This is a genomic window from Pseudonocardia nigra (assembly GCF_019396355.1).
Lineage (GTDB): Bacteria > Actinomycetota > Actinomycetes > Mycobacteriales > Pseudonocardiaceae > Pseudonocardia > Pseudonocardia nigra.
Genome location: NZ_JAHKRK010000025.1, coordinates 17941 through 34174, shown reverse-complemented (window position 1 = coordinate 34174; position 16234 = coordinate 17941). Strand labels below are relative to the sequence as shown.

Genomic DNA, 16234 nt, shown 5'->3' with positions numbered 1-16234 from the left:
GTCGCGTCACTGGATGTCGGCGGGATCGGTTGTGGGGAGCGTGGCCAGCGGTGTGTGCGCGTTGATCGCCCGGTACCGCTCGTTGTGGCCGCAGTCGGCGAACGGGCCGAGCGGGTTGAGCAGCTCGCGCAGGCAGGGGTCGAGGTGGTCGCGGATCCAGATCGACAGGGCGGCGCCCGGTTCGCCGGCCAGCTCGGTCCAGGCGCGCTGCAGTGCCGCGAACCGGAACACGGCCTCGGGGTGTTCCCACCATTGGGGACACCATTTGATCTCGCCGCGGAGGGGGCGGGCGATGACCGGGGTGACGGTGGTGTGCACCCACTCGATCAGCGCGTCGCCGTCGAGCTCGGTGATCTCGGGCGGCTCGGTCGGCTCGGTGGGCTCCTGGTTGAGCGGCGCGTCCGCTGGTTCGCTGCGGCCGTTGATGAGCTCGTCGAGCAGGTCGGACTGGTGGGCACGCCAGGCTTCCAGCGCGGCGACGCGTGCCTGCAGCTCGGTGGTGGCTCGATGAGAGTCCTCGGTCACGGCATGGCTCCTGCCTCATTGAGGGGCGAAATCACGGGGTTGCGCGCTCCGAGGGCGTCGACGGCGGCGGCGCGAAGCTCCTGAAGGGCGGTGGCGGCGTAGGCGTCGATGTCGATGGCTGCGCGTTCCCGGTACCAGGGGCGCAGCTCGCCCAGGCCGGCTGGGCGTCCGGTGGATAGCAGCACGGCCTGCGTCTTGGGCATCGCCCGGAGCGCGGAGGCGGGGAGGATCGGTTGGCGTGCGGTGGAGTACTGGCGGGACGGGCCGCGGGTCCGGTCGTGGCTGACCGCCACCTTTTCGACGTCGTGGTCGCCGATCAGTCCGGACAGTCGTTGCAGGAAGGCGTGGTCGTCGACGCCGGCGCCGACGAGTTTGATCGTCGTGGCGGACCACAGCGCGTCCATGCCTTGGTTGCCCCAGACACCGACGCCCTGCTGGTAGCTCTGCAGCATGGTCATCACCTGCAGGCCGCGGGAGCCGAAGTGGCTGTAGAGCTGCGGCAGCTGCCGGATCGGGCAGATGTTGGCGGCCTCGTCGAGAACGGCGACGACGGGCGGGTCCACGCGGCCGCCTCGGGCCTGGGCGAGAAGTTCGGCGACCTCGAGGATCCGGTCGACCAGGGCGGCCACGACGGGTGCGGCGGTGCCGGCGCCCTCCTTGGACAGCAGGTGGAGGGTGGCCGGGCCGCGTTGGGCGTGGGCGAGCACGGTCCAGGGATCGAGCTCGTCCCCGTCGGTGCCGGGTTCGCGCCAAGTCGCGGGTGGCGTGATCCAGCGCAGGATGCGCTCGGAGGTGAGTGCTTTGGTGGCGGTGCGGGCGGTCTGGAAGATCCCTTTCGTGGTGACCTCGGCTCCGCCCAGGCTGGCTTCGAGGTCGGCGGCTTCCATGCCCGCGCCGGCTCGGTCGAGGGCGGTGATCGCGTCGCGCCGTCCTTGCTGGAGCCAATCGAGGACGTCGCGGAGCGTTCCGCCGGACAGTGCTGCGGCCAGGAGGGTCCCGATGAGGACCTGCTCCCCGGCGGCATGGAAGAACGGGTCGCGCCGGGTGCCGCCGATGGTGCCCATGAAGTGCCCGGCGAGCCGGGCCGCCGCCTCGACGCGGCCGGCGTCGGATGCCTCGCGGATGGATCGGAGCGGGTCCCACCACCAGGTCTGCGGGCTGTAGGCGATCTGCTGCGGATCGAAGGTCCAGACCGGGCCGGCGTTGCCGCGCATGCCGCGGGTCAGCGCCCAAAGGTCGGCCTTGTTCGAGGTGGCCACGGCCAGCCCGGGTGCCGAGAGCACCGCCGGCACCGCGATCGCGCTCGTCTTGTTCGACCGCGGCCCCATGATGATCAGAGCGACGTCCTCCCACGACATCCAGACGTCGCGGCCGTCGATGCGCAGCAGGCGGATCCCGCGGTCCGTCCCGGCAAGCGGTTCGTTCTCGTCCAGTGACGGTCGCAGCTCGCGGGCCTTGCGATCCGCGTCCGCTCCGGCGAGGTCTCCGAGACGGTGCCGGCGCAGGAGGTGCCGTCGGACGTCGCCGGGCCGGGCATGGATCAGCAGGACCGCCCCGGAGACGATCCCGGCGACCTCGACCGCGACGAGGGCGATGAGCGTGCTCGTGAAGACCGGGTGGGACGCGTCGGCCGGCAGGAGCTGCCCGGCTCCGCGGGCGAGCTCGAGCGGTAGCGCGAGGTCGAAAGGAGGCGGCGACCAGCGTCCGGCCCCGATCTTCGTCGCGAGGCCGACAGCCACCCACACATCGCAGGCCAGCAGAGCGAGGAAGCCGACCGCCCCGATGATGAGTAGCGGTGCTGTGGCCTCGCGGAGGGCGCCGCCGGGCGGCCGGCTCACGAGACTGCCCCGCGGCGGAACGCCTGGTCGGTGTCGTACAGCGCCGCCTCGGTACGTGTGAGGGTGAGCGCGACCGGCAGCCCCATCCGCTGCCCGGACTTGATCAGGTACTTGCCGCGGCCCGGGTGCGCGCGGCCGGTGTGCCAGGTGGGCGGTGCCGCCCAGGAGGTGATGAGGCTGCGCTCACCGTCGGTGAGCGAGGTGATGCGGGCGAGCCCGTCGAGCTCCTTTTCGGCCATCCCGCCGAGCAGCAGGATGCCGTTCCGGGCCGCCATCCCGCGGGCTTTCGCGCGGTCGGATTCGGTGGGCAGCGCTTCCAGGTCGTCGAGGGAGTGGGTGACCTGGAACGAGACGACGCCGCGGTGGCGGCCGAGGCGGGTGATGCGGTCGGACTTCTCGACCAGCCCCGGGGCGACGCGCAGGGCCCGCCACAGCTCGTCCTGCACCTGCACGACGTTGCGCGGCTGCCCGTCGGCGCTCGTGGCGTCGATCAGCCCGGAGGACCAGGCCCAGGAGCACAGCATCGCCGCGGCGACCACCTCGTCGTCGTCGGCGTCGAGGGCGCTGATGTCGAGCGAGAGCGCCGGGGTGTTGATGTCGGCCGTCACCGTGGATTCGCGGTCGAACAGGCCGCGGATCGCGCCCTCGCACAGCAGCCCGAGAGTGTTCGTGAGCTCGCGGGTGAGGCGGCGGTATTCGGCGGGACCAGCGCACGCGGCGATGGCCTGCAGCGGGCCGCTTCCGGCCGTGAGGACCGTGAGGACGTCGGGAATGACCGGCTCATCGGCGCCGGAGGCGAGGTCGAGCGCGGCGCCGAGAAGGCGCCGCTCGGTGGGGTCGGCGTCGCGGCCGCGGACGATCGAGATGAGCGCCTCGAGCAGGGACAGGCGCCGGGCCCGGATGGTTTCGGTGAGCCGCTGGCGTTCGCTGCCAACGGCCTGCTTGAGGACGTGGTGCAGTGGGCCGGCGTCGAGCGGGTTGAGGGTGTGCATGCCGCGTCCGATCCGCCAGACGGTCCCGCCCAGCCCGTCGATCAGTGAGGTGTACTCGCCTTTGACGTCGCCGGGGATGACGGCGCGCATCCCGAACCCGACCAGGCCGGTGACCATCCGCTTGGTGATGGAGGACTTCCCGATCCCGGGCTGGCCCTGCACCCAGACCCCGGTGTTGGACACGAGCCCGGCGCGCAGCCAGTGCGCGGGGTCGAGGCCGACGGGTTCGGCGGTGTGCAGGTGGCGCCCGACCGGCACGCCCCGGACGTCCGATCCGGAGGACACGGCGAACGGGAACAGCCCGCACAGCTGGCTGGTCGTGCCGGCGAACGCGGTGCCCGGTTCGACGTGCGCGGCGCGGCCCCCGCCGCGGACCGGCCATCCCCAGCCCCGCCGGGTGGGCCGCGCGTGCGTGGCGGGGTTCATCATCGGCCTCCTCGGTGTGCAATGAGCTCGGCGGGGTCGATTCCAAGGCCGAGCGCGGCGGCGAAACCGGCGGCCTGCGACCCGTGCAGGCGGCGCAGGCGCAGCTTCGCCTGCCCGGAGCGCTGTTCGACGTCGGCGACGGCAGCGTCGAGGTCGCCGTCGTGTTGCACCGTGGTCGTGATGTAGACGGTGAAGCGGCCGACACCGGCGCCCTCGGCCTCCTCGCGGGCGGACTGCAGGGCGCGATCGCGGTCGTCGCGTTCCCGCTGGGTCTCGTCGCGGCGGGTTCGGGCGGCCCAGGCGCGGCGGATCTGCCCGGAGGTGACCTCGGCCTCGACCTTCGCGGCGGCCTGGTCTGCGGGATAGGGCTGGTAGAGCCACGTCAACCGGCGCGCGAACGGTCCGGGCGCGAGCAGCGGGGCCAGCACACTCGCCCCGACCGCCTGCCGTGGTGCTTCCCGCAGTCCCCAGCTGACCGACAGGCCGCTGTCGTGGCGGTAGTGGTCCCAGCTCTCGCGGGCCGCGACAGGCCCGGCGTCGGCCCAGGCGAGCACCTCACTGGCCTCGCCGGTGCGGGTCACGTCGGAGTGGACGGCGGGGTCGAAGGCGCCGCGGATGCGTCCGGTGAGCCAGCCGACGCCGGCGCGGCCGAGCACCGCGACACCGCACGCGCCGAGGGCGGTCTCGAGGCCGGGGAGCCAGCGGGCGACCTCGATGGCGGCGGCTAACAGGTCGTCCGGCTTCGGGGTGGCCCGGTTCGGGTCGAGGCAGATCGTCACCCTGACGTCGACCGCTGCCGCTGTGGCCGGGGTGATCTGCGCGAGCTCGCCGAGCACGCACCGGGCCAGCGGGGGCGCGCCGGGGTCAAGCTCGCGCGCCACGTGGTCGTGCACCGTCGCGCCGCTGGACGGGACGGTATCGACGGTGACCGCGACATGGCGGACCAGCGGCTGGAATCCCAGGTCGGCGAGAAACGCGCCCCACGACGCCACCCAGGCGTCGGTCTGGTCGGGGTCGGCGAGGTCGAGGCCGATGGGGGAGCAGCGCAGGACGGCCGAAAGGGTGCCGGCGCGCCGGTTCCACAGCAGGGCGTGCCGCCCGCCCCGGCCGTCCTCCACGCCGAGGGGGACCAGCGGGGCGAGGACCCCGGGCAGATCGACGCCCCGCGGGTGTTCGGTGAGCACCCCGGCGGACAGCTCGGTCCACCCGGCCGCGCGGGCGCGGTGGAACCGCACCCGCCGGGTCAGCACATCGGCGGCGCTGGTTCCACCGACGCGTATGACGACGGCCGCGACCACCACCGCGGCCGCCGCGGCGAGCGGCAGGGCAGCGCCCGGGGCGGTCGAGACCGCGAGCAGGGGCAGCAGGATGGCGAGGAACAGGGTGATCGTCGCGCTGGTGGACAGGCTGCCGATGCCCCATCCGCGTTCGGCGCGCCAGTTCCCGTACAGGCGCGGGCCGGTGGCGTCGGTGTCGTGGCGGGTCATCGCGGCGGACCTGCCTCGGGTGGTCCGCTGCTCATCCGCCCGGCAGCACCGCGGGCAGCGGCACCACCTGCGGCGATGACCGTTCCGGCGACACCGAGCCCGGCGCGGGCCGCCGAGGGTGCTGCCCCAGGCGGTCGCGGGGCCGGGCGCACGCCTTGCGACCCGGGCCCGGACTCCTCGGTGGCGGCGGCGCGGCGGACCGCGTTGGACTGGCCGTAGCCGCGGGCCATCGCCACCGCACCGGCGGCGCCGAGGAACCCGGAGCCGCCCCCGGTGGCGCCGCCGATCTGGATGCCGGACCAGCTGAAGAACTTCAGCATGATCGGCATGGCGATCACCGCGAGGACGAGCACCATCAACCCGGTGAGCATGGTGGAGATCTCGCCGGGGGCGTTCGAGTTCGTGGTGGACAGGTAGGAGAAGCCGATGTAGTAGATGAACGCCGCAGCCGGCTTGTAGGCGACCAGGGCGATCACCCACGGGATGAGTTTCTCCAGCCAGCCGCGTGTCGAGCGGGTCAGCGATCCGGACGCGGCCAGCGGCGCGGCCAGCACGAGCAGCCCGGCCTGGCGGATCGCCATCAGCACCCACTGCACGAGCGAGAGCAGCGCGGCGAGTACCGCGACCAGCAGGATGACGAACGCTCCGGCGTTGCTCGTTGTCAACGCGTCCCGCATGAGCAGCGCAAAGCTGTTCGCGGCGTCGCCCAGCAGGTCGGCGGCCAGGGCATCACCGGCGCGCAGCGCGCTCTGCAACAGCACGATCCCGAGCGCGGACACGGCGGCATAGCGGAACAGGCCGGTGGCCACGAAGATTAGCGGCTCGCCCTTGCGGGAGATGATCAACCGGATGGCCTGGACCAGGACCGAACCGACGAGGATCACAGCGACCAGCGGCGCGGTGACGTCCTGGGCGGCCAGCACCGCGGAATCGGCCGGGTTGACGCTGTCGGTCTCCGCCCACCACGTCGAGGTGGTGACGACGAGATCCGCGGCACCCTCCGCGACCTGGTTCACCAGCGAATCGAACGTCGAGGAGATCGCCTCCCCGGCCTTGCAGCCGAGGTCGAACGTGCCGCACTCCTGCGGCGGCGATTGTGCGGGCGCGGCGGTCACGACGTCCACCCGAGCAGCGTGTAGCCGGCGGTGTCGTCCTGCACCGAAGGACGCGGGAGCGGGACGCGTAGGCGCCAGTCCCCGTCGGACCAGCGCAGCGTCGCGTCGACGCGGGAGAGCCCTCCCAGGACCCGGGCCTGGGGAGTCTCGGCCAGCAGCGACACCACGACCTGCTCGCCCGTGGCGTCGCCGGCGAGAACCCGGTAGTAGAGCGCTCGCGGCACGAGCGCGTCCTGGGAGGGCGAGTTCGGGCGGGGCAGCGCGGCCCGCAGCTGGGTGATCGCGGTGGTGGTGTCGCCGTAGCACTGCTGGGCGAGCGTGGCCTCGGCGACCTCGATACCGGCGGCCGGGGTGATGCGCGGTGCGATGTTGCTCGCCGCGATCGCAGCCCCGAGCGCGTCATGGGCGAACCCGGCGCTGCGCCCGCCATCGCGCCGCCACGGCCCATGCGAGGGTGACTCGACGGCGGCACCGCCGGGAACGAGGCTCAGCTCGACCGGACCGGGAACCGGCGTCGTCGGTGCCGGCTTGTCGCGGGTGAGGAAGCCGATCGCCCCGATCGCGATCATCACGACGGCGAGCCCGCCCCCGATGAGCACGCTCCGCCGCCACTGCGTGGCCCGGGCGTTCACAGCTGGAACGCGCCCACGATGAGGGCGGCCACCGAGGCCAGACCGAGCCCGCCGAGGATCCACGCGGACCCGACCAGTCCCTCGTAGGCGGTCGCCGACCGATTACGGCGCCCGAGGATCAGCATGATCGCGCAAATCAGCAGGCCGACGAGCCCGGCGAAGATCACACCCCACTTCATCCAGCCCAGCAGCTGGTCGGCCAGGCCATCCAGGCCCGGTGGCGGCGACGGGGCGGGGTTCGGGGGAGCGGCGTGCGGCGCGGTCATCGTGGGATCCTCTCGACGAAGGGAGCGGGCCGGACGGCCCGAGATCGGGTCGGCGGGCGGGGCGGAACCGGCGGGCTGCCGAGCGCCGTGTGGAGCTCGCGCGCCGTGGCCGCATAGCGGCGCAGCTGACGAGGCAGCTCGGTCAACGGCCGGGCCAGCAGGTCGCGCAGGTCGTCCAGCGGGGTGGCCATGTCCCGCCACCGCCGCACGTAAGGCAGCACCACGACCGCGCTGGTGTGCGGCTCCAGGAGCCGCAACCGAGCCGTGACCGGACGGCTCGGCCAGGACGCATCCGCGGCCGTCACCGCCACCACCGGCGGACGCTGACCATCGGACGCGATCAGTTGCGCCGCGCGGGCGGCACGCACGAGCGAGTCACCCGTACCGCGACACACCAGCACGTCGGTCGGCCGCCCGGTGAAGACACCACGGTCGAACCCTCGGATCGCGCGAGCCACGGTGGTCGTGCCGACACCACCCGCGACCCCGGACACGGTCGGCGCCAACGCACCCGCGCCGCCCACGAGTGAGCTCGAACGCGGAGGATGCCCACTCCTGCCGGTCATGATCTGCGCTCCCGGGTTGGCGGTATCGGTCGCCGCCGAGACTCACCAGCGCCGTGGTCTCCCGGTGGTCCCGCGCGTGGTCACCCGAGCGACCACGCCGCACCACGCCATGACCCACGCAATGACCACGCCCTGCGCGATACGCGCCGCAATGCTTTCGAGCGTCTGGCCTCGACTCAGGAGCTCCGGCATGGGATTCATCAAGCGCGAGATCATCTCGACCGTGTCCGCCGCCGCATCCGGGCGCTGGCCCGACCCTGAACAGCTGGTCTGCCCGATGTGCGATCAGAAGGCGAGTCCGCAGCAGCCGGCCTACTGGCGAATGGCCGACGGACCAGTGCCCGCCTGGTCACACGAGAACAACCGCGAGCCGCTCTGCTGGGTGCTCAGCGACGACGGCGCACGCCCCGCCACCCCGGTGGCGAGGAAGGGTGCGGGGCGTCCCGCGCAGCCCGCCAGTCGGCAACGCGCGACCGGGACCGGAGCGCTCGCAAGGCGGCCAGCCTGAACGGCGGCAGATGTGACCACGACCAGCCGAGGAAACGCGCGCAGGCGCGACGGTGCAGCACCGCCCGGACGGGTGCAGCGATGGCCGCCCTCGACTGCTGACCACGTACTGGCCACGTCAGGACCACGTGCATGACCACCCCGCTTCCACCGTCTGGGGAGTGGACATGTATCGGCTGGCGGCGGTGGATCGGGGAACCCCCACGATCGCCGATCGCTGGCGCCACAGCACGCAACAGATCGTGCCGCCGGCGATCGGGATGACGGCGATGCTGGGCACGGGCCTCAACAGTCGCGCGGTACGACCCCGACATCGACACCACCCACAGGGCGGCTCTCTCGTGAGCTCGTTCAGGAGCTCCTGCGCATGCAACTCGATCTCGACTTCATCCACCGCCTCCTACATGACACCGGCGACGACCGCACGAGTCGACTGGCGCTCGACGCCGCAGGTCGCGCCAAGGGACTCATCGACGACCTCGGGAGCCATTCGTAGAGGCGGCACCTGCATGCCGTGATCGAAAGGCGGTGGGTACAGATCGTGAGGCGGGCGGCAGCGTTGCGGTCGTGCCCGCGGAAGGAGAAGTGCAGGCCCCGCGGCGGCCGTCACCAGCCGAGTATGGGCCGCCCTCGTCAAGCTTGGCGTTGCTCTCGTGGTGGAGGTCGCCGCGCTCCCACGGCCGGCAGCACCGCGGCGCGTCATGACACAGCTGATGCTCGACCTATCCACATCCGGCACATCGGTCGCGCCCCAGCGGATCGGCAGCGGTAGTGGGCTCTGGCGCGGCCTCGTTCGGTGTGGTAACGGCCCTGATACCATCTTCGACGTGCGGTAGACGCCAGCCGGTAGCTGTCAAGTCGCGGACCGCTGTCAAGCGGATGTTGATAGGCGGCTGGGTTCTTTGAGCTGATGTGCGGTGACCTGTCCACAGTTCGCCGATGTAGCACCGCTCGTCGTGCCCTGGTGCTGCACGGTGATCACATGATGACCACCAGTCCGAACACCCGGACACCGGTGATACCAGCCACCTCGGGTCTCGTTCGGCATGGCCGCCGAGCTGGTGACCACGTTGTGGACACGTGGCCGACCACGGCGAACGTCAGCCTGAGGTGCATCCGCCTGGAGCCGTCGGGTGGGGCGAGGTGGGTCGGTGTGAAGGACTTCGACGGGTTACCGGTACTGATCAGCGTGCCGCGCGCAGCCCAGCTGCTCGGGATCAGCCGAGCCTCTGCGTACCGCTACGTCGAGCTTGGCCTACTGCCGGTGAAGCGGTTCGGTGGCCGGATCTACGTGGTACGTGACCGTCTCCGCAGCATGATCGAGTCCGCATGAGCGGACGCTCGCGGAAGAAGCGGACCAGCAGCACGCGGGGTCTGCGAGGAACCGTCTATCAGCGCGGCGGCCGTTGGGCCTACATGGTTGACCTCGAACCCGATCCGTTGACGGGCAAGCGGCGCCAGCGGTCCAAGTCTGGCTTCGACACCGAACAAGCGGCCTGGGACGCCCTCGCCGTGGTTAATGCGCAACTCAGGAGCCGGACCTACGTCGAGCCGTCACGCCGGACGGTCGAGGAGTTCCTGACGGAGTGGCTCGTCGCGATCCAGGCCTCCGTGAAGCCGACGACCTTCGCGAAGTACGCGACCTACGCCCGGGCCTACGTCATTCCCTCGATCGGTGCACGGCCGCTCCAAGACGTGGACACAGCGGTCGTCAACGCACTCTATCGCCACCTGCTGGTGTCCGGCCGCGCCCGCCCGGACACCAACTCCGTCATGTACCAGCGGTGGCTGTCCGCATCGAGATCCGGCGAGCACCTGACCTCGGCCGCGTTGGCAGCCCACGCCGGAGTCACCCGATCGGCCGCGGCAAACGCGATCCGCCGCTACCGGGCTGGCCGTATCCCGTCGGCCGAAACAGGCGGGCTGAAGCCGCAGGCCGTCGCCAGCGTGCACGTGATGCTCCGACGGGCCCTCCGAGACGCCGTGACGTGGCGCTACATCGCCGACAACCCGGCGGCCTCCGCGTCTCCGCCTCGGGCCGAGAAGAACCCTCACAACACGTGGACGCCGGCCCAGCTGGCCGCGTTCCTGCAGCATGTTCGCAACGACCGGCTCTACGCAATGTGGTTGCTGTTCGCGACGACCGGGATGCGCCGGTCCGAGGTCGTCGGCGCTCAACGCAGTGCACTCGATCTCGAGGCAGGGACGCTGCGGCTGGTGACCACGCACGTGACCGCCGACGGCCGGATGCAGCGTTCGACCGGCAAGTCGCAGCGTAGCCGTCGGCTGATCTCGTTGGACGCCGTGACGGTCGCCGCCCTGCGTAAGTACGCCGGGGCTCTCGACGAGGAGAGGGCCATGTGGGGGAGCGACTACCAGGATCACGGGCTGCTGTTCTGCTGGCCGGACGGTCGGCCGATCTACCCGGACACCGTCACCGAGCAGTTCGGCCGCCTGCTATCCGAGGCGGGACTGCCGGTCATACGGTTGCATGACTTGCGCCACACCTACGCCACGATGGCGTTGCGGGCCGGGGTGAACCCGAAGATCGTCAGCTCGCGACTGGGTCACGCCACGGTCGCGTTCACGCTGGACGTCTACACCGCGGACATCCCCGAGCTGGACCGTGACGCGGCCGAGCGAATCGCCGGGCTCTTCCTGCCTCCGCCCGACTGAACGGGCACGGATCGGTGATGTTTACCGATCTGTTTACAGGAGCCGGGTGCGGCCGTGGTCTCGTCGTCCCGAAAAAAGCCGAGGGCCCCCTGAACCTGCTGGTTAGGGGGCCCTCCGCGGTGGTGGGCGATACTGGGATTGAACCAGTGACCTCTTCCGTGTCAAGGAAGCGCTCTCCCACTGAGCTAATCGCCCGAGGCGGAGGCGGGAATCGAACCCGCGTACAGGGCTTTGCAGGCCCTTGCCTAAGCCACTCGGCCACTCCGCCGGAAATCCTCCGAGCGCCTCTGTGGAGCAGAGATGCCGTGGAATCCGATCCGTGGAGGTCCGACGGGACCCGAGGTTCCTCCGAGCGGACGACGGGACTCGAACCCGCGACCCTCACCTTGGCAAGGTGATGCGCTACCAGCTGCGCTACGTCCGCCTGTCGCAGCGTCTCCGCTACGGTGATGGGAGAACTCTAGCGCAGCGGTTTCGGGTGGTTCAACCGCCCCCCGCCTTCCGCGCGTCGAGCCTCTGACCTGCGTCTAGTCGCGCGCCGGGTCGTTCAGGAGGTCCGAGAGTGCGACGTCGAAGTCGAGCCACGAGTACTCCGTGCTCGGCGGCACCGCCTCGTAGGTGCGGTGCAGGAAGTCACCGAGCGTCTGCGCGCACGTGGTGAACACGGCGTGGCCCGACGGCGACGACAGCTCGAGCTGCACCCGGTTCGGGTTCGACGGCATCGGCTGCACCCGTACGTCACCGGTGCCCGCGGGTGCGATCAGCCCGTCGTGCAGCAGATCGCGGGCGAACACCCAGTCGACCGCCGTGCCGTTCCCCGTGCGGAACGACGCCTGGACGGCGTAGGGGTCGCGGCTGTGATAGGTCAAGTCGACCTTGACGGGCACCACCGGAGCGTCGGGGGCGATCAGTTCGAACACCGCCGGTGAGCAGATGACCGTGTGCTCGTCGCGCATCGTGCGTCCTCTTTCATGGTCCCGCGGGGTTCGTCATGCGGAAAAACGACCGTGTCGCAAAGATGTGACGGGTCGAGGGACGAAGTGCCTCCGCTCGGCCGGACGAGATCACCCGCTCGGGGCAGTGCCCGCCCGGATCCGACGCGTGCGACGTGGTGCGCGCCGCGCGGACTAGGGTGAACCGGACGCTGCGCTGTGGCGAAGACGATGACGTGAGGATTCCCCTGGTGGCCGATGTCGCCGAGACCCCGGGCCCGCCTGAGCGGCGCGGCCGGGGACCGTCGCGTTCCGCCGCGGCCCGCGGCCACGACCCTGCCGACGAGCAGCTGGTGAAGCGGATCCTCGACGGGGACCAGTCGGCGCTGGGTGACCTCTACGACCGCTACGGGCGGCCCGCCTACTCCCTGGCCCGCCGCATCTGTGCCGACGAGGGCCTCGCCGAGGACGTGGTGCAGGAGGTCTTCCTCGCCTTCTGGCGCAACCCCGAGCGGTTCGACGCGAGCCGCGGCGCGTTCGGCACGTGGCTGCTCACCCTCGTCCACCACAAGTCGGTGGACGCGGTCCGGCGCGAGAGCGCGATCCGCCGCCGCACGGTCCCGGCCGCCGAGGACGGCGAGGAGTGGTCGGCCCCACCCGGCCCCGGCGCCGACCAGGCCGCGCTGGGCGCGGTCGTGGCGAGCCAGGTCCGCGACGCGCTGGGCAGACTCCCCGCCGAGCAGCGCCAGGCGCTCGCGCTCGCCTATTACGGCGGCTACACCCAGCGGGAGGTGGCCGCGCTCACCGGGGTACCGCTCGGCACCGTCAAGTCCCGCATGTTCACCGGGGTGCAGCGGCTGCGCAGCGTCCTCGGCCCGCTGCTCGGCGAGCTCACCGCGGACATCACCGGTGGTGCTCGATGAACGATTACCAGGACTCCTGCCCGATGAACGAACAGGCCGTCGCGTGGGCGCTGCACGCGCTCGAACCCGACGAGGAGATGGCCGTACTGCTGCACCTGCCGCAGTGCGCGTCGTGCCAGGAGGCGGTGCGCGACGCCGAGGAGGTGCTGTCGGGGCTCGGCGCCGCCGTCGAGCAGGTCGACCCGCCGCCGTCGCTGCGCGAGAACCTGCTTGCCCGCGCCGCGGAGACGCCTCAGCACCCGTCGGTGACGGAACCGCCCGCCAGGGCCCAGACGCCGCCTCCCGTCCAGGCCGGTGCCGGCGATCCGGCCCCGCGACACCGGGCGGAGGACCGCCGTGACCGCACCCGGCCTGCCGATGGGCGTCCCGGGGCCCGCTCGTGGCTCTCCCGCCGCGGCCGCCGGATCCTGGCGGCCTCGCTCGCGCTGGCGGCCGTCCTCACCGTCGGCGGCCTCGCCGTGCGCACCGCGCAGCTCGAGCAGCAGCGCGACGCCGAGATCGCACAGGCCCAGAGCCTCGAGGACCTCCTCCGGATGGTCGACCAGCCGGGCGCCCAGCACGCTCTGCTGACCGCCGAGGACGGCACCACGGTCGCAGCCGTGCTCGTCGCGGACGGTCAGCGGCAGGTCATGCCCCTCGGGCTCGAGCCGAACGCCACCGACAACACCACATACGTCCTCTGGGGTATGACCGGCCCGGACGACACCACGCCGCAGGCTGTCGGCACCTTCGACGTCGCCCCCGCCGAGCGGGGCCTGCGGCCGGTAGGATCCGTGGGCGAGGCGGACGGCTTCAGTCTCTACGCGATCTCGATCGAACAGGGTCGCACCGCTCCCGCCTCGCCGTCCGGTGTGATCGCGAGCGGGCAGGTGGAGATCTGAGCACGACCGAGAAGGAGCAGCGGCCCGGCTTCCGGGCCCGGCTCGAGGAGAAGCCGACGCTGCGCCGCACCTACCGGGTCGGCGTCGCGGTCCTGGGCGGCCTGGTGCTCGCCGCGGGCGTCGTCATGATCCCCTACCCGGGACCGGGCTGGCTCGTCGTCTTCGCCGGCCTGGCGATCCTCGCCACCGAGTTCCACTGGGCCAAGCGCCTGCTGGGGTTCGCCCGCGGCAAGTACGACGCCTGGACGCATTGGCTCGGCCGCCAGTCCCTCGTCGTCCGGCTCGCCGTGCTGGCCGCCACCGGCCTCGTCGTGCTGGCCACGCTGTACCTGCTCAACGCCCTGTACCTGGGCGCCGGCTGGGTCGGGCTCGGAAAGTGGACCTGGTTGCAGAGCCCGTTCTTCGGGTGATGTAAGGTCTTCAACGCAAGACAGCAAGGGGCGATTAGCTCAGGGGGAGAGCGCTTCGTTCACACCGAAGAGGTCACTGGTTCGATCCCAGTATCGCCCACAGCCGCGAGACCCTCTCTGACCAGCATGGACAGGGAGGGTTTCGTGCTTCCCGGGTCAGCGGCGGCGCGATGGATCGGGTGTTCGGTGCCCCAAGTGGTGCCCAAAGGGCGCTCAGACGCTCATGAGTCCGCCTCCGCGAGGCGCGGCAGGAACAGCCCGCCGATGTCCTCGGCGGCCTGCTGGTCGAGATCCGGCACGTCGGCGGAGTAGGTGTCGAGGGTGAAGGCCACAGTGGCGTGGCCCAGCCGACTGCTCACGATCTTCGGGTGTACGCCGGAGCGGAGCGCGATCGTGGCGTAGCTGTGCCGTACGTCGTGCAGCCGGATCAGTGGGAGCTGCGCCAGCTCGACGAGGCGGTTGAACCGCTCAGTGATCGTGTCTGGGTAGATCGGTCGCCCGTCTTCCCAGCAGAACACCAGGCCGTGGTTCTGGTACCCGTGGCCGAACGCCTCCTTCTCCTCTCGTAGGCGCCTCATGTGCTCCCGCAGCACCTGGGTCGTGAACCTGTCCAGCGCCAACTGGCGGCGGCTGCCCGGGCTCTTGCCGCTGCCCTTGCTCGCCTTTCCGCCGGCGATCACGCGGGTGGTCGTCATGCGAACCGTGCGGGCTTCCAAGTCGAGCGCCGAGAGCTGCAAGCCGCACAGCTCGGAACGGCGCATCCCCGTCGACGCGACGAGCACCCACAGGCCGAAGAGCCGATCGGTGCGGACGACCTCGAGGAACCGACCCAGCTCCATCGGGCTCCAGGTGCTGTGTGTCCGCTTCGCGACCGAGGGCGGCTTCACGCCCTCGGTTGGGTTAACGCTGAGGTACTTCCACCTGACCGCGGTTGCCATGGCCGAGCTCAGCATGATGTGCACTGTCTTCACCGTCTTCGGTGACAGGCCAGGGTCTGGCTTGCCGGGAAGTCGCCCGGCCTCGTAGCGCTGTACCGCCTTCCTGGCGGCCGCGTACGTGACGCCCACCTTGTCCGCGATCTCCCGCGGTCGGATCTCCCGCTTCGCGGCGCGGGCGTCCTGCCACACGCGGTACATGTCCCAGTTGGTGTCGCGTCTCCGCCGTCCCTCCGCCAGCAGGTGGCTGTAGAGCGCGGCGACGACCGACGGCACGATCTCCTGGATCGGCCTGCTTCCGATCCACGGCAGGACGTACGCGCGCGCCAGCACCTCGTAGTTGGCCGCGGTGGTCGGCTCCGTGGTCGTCCGGACGTAGGGGAACCAGGCCTCGAAGAAGTCGGAGACCTTCGCTCTTGAGGGCTTGACGTAGGTCTCGGTGGCGAGGGCGGCGCGCGCCTCCTGCATGCCGTCCCACGCGGCGTCTTCGGAGGCGAACCCGCTCTTGCGGATCTTCTGTCGTTCACCTGTGAGCGGGTGCGGAGGACCGTCGAAGGCGAACGCCCACTTGTTGCCGCGCTGGTACACGGTACCCTGGCCGCGGCGCGGTGACCTCTTGCGGCGGCTCATGCGGCGCCAGCCTCCGGCGCGTCGTTCGATTCCAGCAGATCGCTGAGACGGGCACGGACGACGTACACCCGCCGGCCGAACCGCTTCGTGGGCAGCAGACCGGCCTCGGCGTAGCGGTATGCCGACGCTCGGCTGAGTCCGAGGAACTCCGCCGCTTCCGGCACGGACATCAGGGCAGGCAGGGAGGGGGAGTGATCGGTCCTGGAGGCTCCGCGGACCTCGGCCTTGCGCGGAGTGTGGGTCGAGCTTGCTGGCGCGCTCATGCTGTCCTCAAGTGATCGCTGGGGCGGGTCGACTCGTGCTCGCGGGTCGGAAGCTGTAACAGGGGGGTGTGCGCGGACGGTGACGGCGGTCGGGCGGCGGTCGGGGCGGCGCTCCGGTGGTGCTCTGCCGGTGTGGCGTGTGGGTGCCGAGCGGTGGCGATTCAAACCCGCAAACCCGCAGAACTGGTATCTGACCTGGGGCTTCGTGGTTGCGGTTTGAGCTGTGGAGG

General features: G+C 71.3%; 17 protein-coding genes and 4 tRNA genes. 7 read left to right on the top strand and 14 right to left on the bottom strand.

Going from position 1 to position 16234, the window contains the following annotated elements; all coding sequences use genetic code 11:
• Positions 1–6 precede the first annotated feature (6 nt).
• From KME75_RS45730 to KME75_RS09315, 8 genes are all read right to left on the bottom strand, one after another.
• Positions 7–525: a DUF4913 domain-containing protein gene (locus tag KME75_RS45730; RefSeq protein ID WP_219414180.1), complete on the bottom strand. Its 519-nt coding sequence runs from the start codon at positions 523–525 to the stop codon at positions 7–9.
• Positions 522–2264, bottom strand: a complete 1743-nt coding sequence (locus tag KME75_RS09345; protein WP_219414179.1) for a type IV secretory system conjugative DNA transfer family protein — start codon at positions 2262–2264, stop codon at positions 522–524. The genes KME75_RS45730 and KME75_RS09345 overlap by 4 nt, the downstream gene beginning before the upstream one ends.
• Before the next feature lie 95 nt (positions 2265–2359).
• The gene (locus tag KME75_RS09340; protein ID WP_219414178.1) at positions 2360–3784 is read right to left on the bottom strand and encodes a putative type IV secretion/conjugal transfer ATPase; all 1425 of its coding nucleotides are present in this window, start codon (positions 3782–3784) and stop codon (positions 2360–2362) included.
• Positions 3781–5268 carry an SCO6880 family protein gene (locus KME75_RS09335; RefSeq protein ID WP_219414177.1) on the bottom strand — a complete coding sequence of 496 codons (1488 nt, stop codon included), beginning with the start codon at positions 5266–5268 and terminating at the stop codon, positions 3781–3783. The genes KME75_RS09340 and KME75_RS09335 overlap by 4 nt, the downstream gene beginning before the upstream one ends.
• Positions 5265–6392 (bottom strand): TrbL/VirB6 family protein, encoded by a 1128-nt coding sequence (locus KME75_RS09330; RefSeq protein ID WP_219414176.1) that lies wholly within the window; start codon positions 6390–6392, stop codon positions 5265–5267. Before KME75_RS09330 ends, KME75_RS09335 begins: the two co-directional genes overlap by 4 nt.
• Positions 6380–7015: a DUF8175 domain-containg protein gene (locus tag KME75_RS09325; RefSeq protein ID WP_219414175.1), complete on the bottom strand. Its 636-nt coding sequence runs from the start codon at positions 7013–7015 to the stop codon at positions 6380–6382. Before KME75_RS09325 ends, KME75_RS09330 begins: the two co-directional genes overlap by 13 nt.
• Positions 7012–7281: a hypothetical protein gene (locus tag KME75_RS09320; RefSeq protein ID WP_219414174.1), complete on the bottom strand. Its 270-nt coding sequence runs from the start codon at positions 7279–7281 to the stop codon at positions 7012–7014. Before KME75_RS09320 ends, KME75_RS09325 begins: the two co-directional genes overlap by 4 nt.
• The gene (locus tag KME75_RS09315; protein ID WP_219414173.1) at positions 7278–7595 is read right to left on the bottom strand and encodes a hypothetical protein; all 318 of its coding nucleotides are present in this window, start codon (positions 7593–7595) and stop codon (positions 7278–7280) included. Before KME75_RS09315 ends, KME75_RS09320 begins: the two co-directional genes overlap by 4 nt.
• 1126 nt (positions 7596–8721) lie before the next feature.
• On the opposite strand from KME75_RS09315, the gene KME75_RS44830 reads away from it, so the two are divergent.
• The 3 genes from KME75_RS44830 (at position 8722) to KME75_RS09305 (ending at position 11030) form a co-directional block, all read left to right on the top strand.
• Positions 8722–8850, top strand: coding sequence for a hypothetical protein (locus KME75_RS44830; RefSeq protein WP_281424473.1), 129 nt, complete (start codon positions 8722–8724; stop codon positions 8848–8850).
• Between the two features lie 657 nt (positions 8851–9507).
• A complete protein-coding gene (locus KME75_RS09310) occupies positions 9508–9687 on the top strand; it encodes a helix-turn-helix domain-containing protein (RefSeq protein WP_308282660.1) in 180 nt (59 codons plus the stop codon).
• On the top strand, positions 9684–11030 hold the full coding sequence (locus tag KME75_RS09305) for a site-specific integrase (RefSeq protein ID WP_219414172.1): 1347 nt from the start codon (positions 9684–9686) through the stop codon (positions 11028–11030). The genes KME75_RS09310 and KME75_RS09305 overlap by 4 nt, the downstream gene beginning before the upstream one ends.
• A 120-nt stretch (positions 11031–11150) precedes the next feature.
• Here KME75_RS09305 and KME75_RS09300 read toward each other — a convergent pair.
• From KME75_RS09300 to KME75_RS09285, 4 genes are all read right to left on the bottom strand, one after another.
• Positions 11151–11225, bottom strand: a tRNA-Val gene (locus KME75_RS09300).
• Position 11226: 1 nt separating this feature from the next.
• A tRNA-Cys gene (locus KME75_RS09295) sits at positions 11227–11298 on the bottom strand.
• Between the two features lie 83 nt (positions 11299–11381).
• Positions 11382–11454: transfer RNA gene (locus KME75_RS09290), tRNA-Gly, on the bottom strand.
• Positions 11455–11557: 103 nt separating this feature from the next.
• Positions 11558–11986 carry an SsgA family sporulation/cell division regulator gene (locus KME75_RS09285; RefSeq protein ID WP_219414171.1) on the bottom strand — a complete coding sequence of 143 codons (429 nt, stop codon included), beginning with the start codon at positions 11984–11986 and terminating at the stop codon, positions 11558–11560.
• Positions 11987–12213: 227 nt separating this feature from the next.
• Between KME75_RS09285 and KME75_RS09280 the strand changes: the two genes are divergently transcribed.
• From KME75_RS09280 to KME75_RS09265, 4 genes are all read left to right on the top strand, one after another.
• Positions 12214–12885 (top strand): RNA polymerase sigma factor, encoded by a 672-nt coding sequence (locus tag KME75_RS09280; protein ID WP_219414170.1) that lies wholly within the window; start codon positions 12214–12216, stop codon positions 12883–12885.
• Entirely contained in the window at positions 12882–13766 is an 885-nt protein-coding gene (locus KME75_RS09275) for an anti-sigma factor domain-containing protein (protein ID WP_219414169.1), read from the top strand. The genes KME75_RS09280 and KME75_RS09275 overlap by 4 nt, the downstream gene beginning before the upstream one ends.
• Positions 13655–14176 carry a TIGR02611 family protein gene (locus tag KME75_RS09270; RefSeq protein ID WP_308282662.1) on the top strand — a complete coding sequence of 174 codons (522 nt, stop codon included), beginning with the start codon at positions 13655–13657 and terminating at the stop codon, positions 14174–14176. Before KME75_RS09275 ends, KME75_RS09270 begins: the two co-directional genes overlap by 112 nt.
• 28 nt (positions 14177–14204) lie before the next feature.
• Positions 14205–14276: transfer RNA gene (locus KME75_RS09265), tRNA-Val, on the top strand.
• A 121-nt stretch (positions 14277–14397) separates the two neighbouring features.
• On the opposite strand, the gene KME75_RS09260 is transcribed toward KME75_RS09265, so the two are convergent.
• Positions 14398–15741 (bottom strand): site-specific integrase, encoded by a 1344-nt coding sequence (locus tag KME75_RS09260; RefSeq protein WP_219414168.1) that lies wholly within the window; start codon positions 15739–15741, stop codon positions 14398–14400.
• Positions 15738–15911 (bottom strand): helix-turn-helix domain-containing protein, encoded by a 174-nt coding sequence (locus tag KME75_RS09255; RefSeq protein ID WP_246631771.1) that lies wholly within the window; start codon positions 15909–15911, stop codon positions 15738–15740. Before KME75_RS09255 ends, KME75_RS09260 begins: the two co-directional genes overlap by 4 nt.
• Positions 15912–16234 lie beyond the last annotated feature (323 nt).